We start from the raw sequence: 2,741 nt of genomic DNA, 5'->3' as shown, positions 1-2,741 counted from the left end.
TCGGACCTTTGCCAGTTACTTGGCATACTCTAGACATGTCTATATTTCTCCAAAATTACGTCAGCTCGAGCTATCATTCACCCTTCTGGCCTTGAAGGTTGCCCCGAAAATGGATGAGGGCGCACTTTATACACGAAAGCCTCATTAAACTCAAGAGAATTTAAATGGTGCTCAGGCAGATCCGTTGGCGATCCAGCTGTCTTGTTCGAATATTGTTAAAGCCAGCCGCGTTCTGCAAAAGACACAACTTCTGCATCGCCCACCACAAAATGGTCCAGTATTTTAATATCTACCAGCGCCATGGCCTGGGTCAGACGCTCCGTTATTGCCCTGTCGGCGCGGCTTGGCTCCGCCACCCCGGAAGGATGATTATGAGCCAATATAACGGCGGCTGCATTATGCGCCAGTGCGCGCTGAACTACAATACGCGGATACACTGGCGATGCATCAATAGTCCCCATAAATAACGGTTCACTGGCGATCAGACGATGTTGATTATCAAGATAAAGTAACAGAAAAACCTCGCGTTGTTCGTGGCCAATGGTGTGCGATAAAAATTTTTTAACCAGCGCCGGTTCAGTAAATACAGTGTCCCGTTGTAATTGCTGCTGTATATAGCGCTTACTGAGTTCCAGCACAGCTTGTAACTGGACGAACTTTGCCACGCCAAGGCCTTTTGCCTGACAAAACTCATGCTGACTGGCGGCCATCAAACGGCGCAACGAACCAAAATGATTAAGCAGCTGACGGGCCAGCGTCACCGCATCACAACCACTGACCCCGGTACGCAAAAAAATGGCCAGAAGCTCAGCATCCGATAATGCCGTGGGCCCTAATTGCAACAACTTTTCCCTTGGCCGCTCGGTAAGCGGCCAGTCAGAAATAGCCATTTGAATCCTCCCTGAATTGATGCTGATTTTCGTGTTCCGTGTTATCTTATGCCATTATTTTCCGGACCAGCTTTAGGTATTTATGCAGCAGACACTGGCAGCCAAACGTATACTACTGGGGATAAGCGGCGGTATAGCCGCTTACAAAAGTGCCGATTTAGTCCGCCGTTTAAAAGAGCGCGGTGCCGAGGTCAGAGTGATCCTGACAGAGGCAGCTCAGCATTTTATTACCCCGCTTACGCTTCAGGCGCTGTCTGGCAACCCGGTCAGCACCAGCATGCTCGACCCGGCAGCAGAAGCCGCCATGGGCCACATTGAGCTGGCCAAATGGGCCGATTTAATCGTCGTAGCGCCAGGCTCTGCCGATGTTATCGCCCGGCTGGCGCATGGCATGGCCAACGATTTACTGACCACCTGTGTGCTGGCTTCAGCTGTGCCGATAGCTGTCGCGCCGGCGATGAACCAGCAGATGTATAACAATATAGCCACCCAGCAGAACTTAGCAACATTAAAAAAACATAATTTTCACATTTATGGCCCAGGTGCCGGTGAGCAAGCCTGCGGCGATGTCGGCTATGGCCGGATGCTGGAACCGTTAGAGCTGGTTGCGTTAATAGAGCAGACGATTGCACAAACTCTTATGCCAAAAGCACTGGCCGGTCTGCGCTTTACTATTACTGCCGGCCCGACCCGCGAAGCGCTGGACCCGGTGCGGTACTTATCAAACTACAGTTCCGGCAAAATGGGCTTCGCATTAGCCGCCGCTGCCGCTGCGATGGGCGCTGATGTCACTCTTATCAGTGGCCCGGTGCAACTGGCTACCCCTGCAGGGGTTAAACGGCTGGATGTTATCAGCGCAGAGCAGATGTTTGAGGCGGCATTAAAGGCCGCTGTGCAAAGTGATATTTTTATTGGCTGTGCCGCAGTAGCTGACTACCGGGCCGCCGATGTGGCAGTCAATAAGCTGAAAAAAGGGGCTGACGAACAGTTACAACTTAATCTGATTAAAAACCCGGATATTATTGCTGCGGTGGCGGCTTTAACCAAGCAGCGACCTTTTACCGTAGGTTTTGCCGCTGAAACCCAGGATGTGCTGAATTATGCCCGGCAAAAACGGTTAAACAAAAACCTCGATATGATTTGCGCCAATGATGTCTCACAACCGGATGCGGGTTTTAACAGCGATCAGAATGCCGTCACAGTGCTGTGGCAAGATGGCGAACAGACCCTGGCCCTGCAAAGCAAAACCGCACTGGCCCAGAGCCTGATAAATTTAATTTCACACCAGTTTTCTCAGACAAGCACAACAAGTGAAGCAAAAAAATGAATAAAACAATTGAGCTGAAGATCCTTGACCCCCGTATCGGTAACGAATTTCCACTACCGGCTTATGCCACACCGGGTTCAGCCGGCCTTGATTTACGCGCCTGTCTGGATCAGCCCCTCGCGCTGGAACCCGGCCAGACGGTGTTAATTCCAACCGGTATTTCGATTTTTATTGGCGACGTCAATTTATGCGCCACTATCCTGCCGCGCTCTGGCCTGGGTCATAAGCACGGTATTGTGCTGGGTAATCTGGTGGGCTTAATTGACTCAGACTACCAGGGGCCGCTAATGGTATCCATGTGGAACCGCGGTGCCCAAACGTTCACTATTGAGCCGGGTGATCGGATTGCCCAGCTGGTGTTTATGCCGGTGGTACAGGCAGAATTTAAGCTAGTTGATAGCTTTGACGCCTCAGAGCGCGGTGAGGGCGGCTTTGGCCACTCGGGTAAAAGTTAGTTTGAATTCAGGAACAGCTATGTCAACACCGCGTCGCGGCAACAGAAAAGAAGATATTTTGCAGGCGTT

General features: G+C 51.3%; 3 protein-coding genes. 2 read left to right on the top strand and 1 reads right to left on the bottom strand.

Going from position 1 to position 2,741, the window contains the following annotated elements; all coding sequences use genetic code 11:
• Window positions 1-215 precede the first annotated feature (215 nt).
• Entirely contained in the window at window positions 216-890 is a 675-nt protein-coding gene (gene radC / locus R3177_RS14350; RefSeq protein WP_318971691.1) for a RadC family protein, read from the bottom strand.
• Window positions 891-972: 82 nt separating this feature from the next.
• Between radC and coaBC the strand changes: the two genes are divergently transcribed.
• On the top strand, window positions 973-2,217 hold the full coding sequence (coaBC, locus tag R3177_RS14345; protein ID WP_318971690.1) for a bifunctional phosphopantothenoylcysteine decarboxylase/phosphopantothenate--cysteine ligase CoaBC: 1,245 nt from the start codon (window positions 973-975) through the stop codon (window positions 2,215-2,217).
• The gene (gene dut, locus R3177_RS14340) at window positions 2,214-2,672 is read left to right on the top strand and encodes a dUTP diphosphatase (RefSeq protein ID WP_318971689.1); all 459 of its coding nucleotides are present in this window, start codon (window positions 2,214-2,216) and stop codon (window positions 2,670-2,672) included. Before coaBC ends, dut begins: the two co-directional genes overlap by 4 nt.
• Window positions 2,673-2,741: the final 69 nt, after the last annotated feature.

The organism is Arsukibacterium sp., assembly GCF_033722355.1.
Taxonomy (GTDB): domain Bacteria; phylum Pseudomonadota; class Gammaproteobacteria; order Enterobacterales; family Alteromonadaceae; genus Alishewanella.
The sequence above is the reverse complement of the archived record's forward strand: the minus strand, read 5'-3'. Positions and strand labels throughout refer to the sequence as shown.

What these genes read in the sequence shown, in the direction of transcription:
- dut (WP_318971689.1), top strand. Translation starts at nt 2,214, where the DNA reads ATGAATAAAACAATTGAGCTGAAGATCCTTGACCCCCGTATCGGTAAC.
- coaBC (WP_318971690.1), top strand. Translation starts at nt 973, where the DNA reads ATGCAGCAGACACTGGCAGCCAAACGTATACTACTGGGGATAAGCGGC.
- radC (WP_318971691.1), bottom strand. Translation starts at nt 890, where the DNA reads ATGGCTATTTCTGACTGGCCGCTTACCGAGCGGCCAAGGGAAAAGTTG.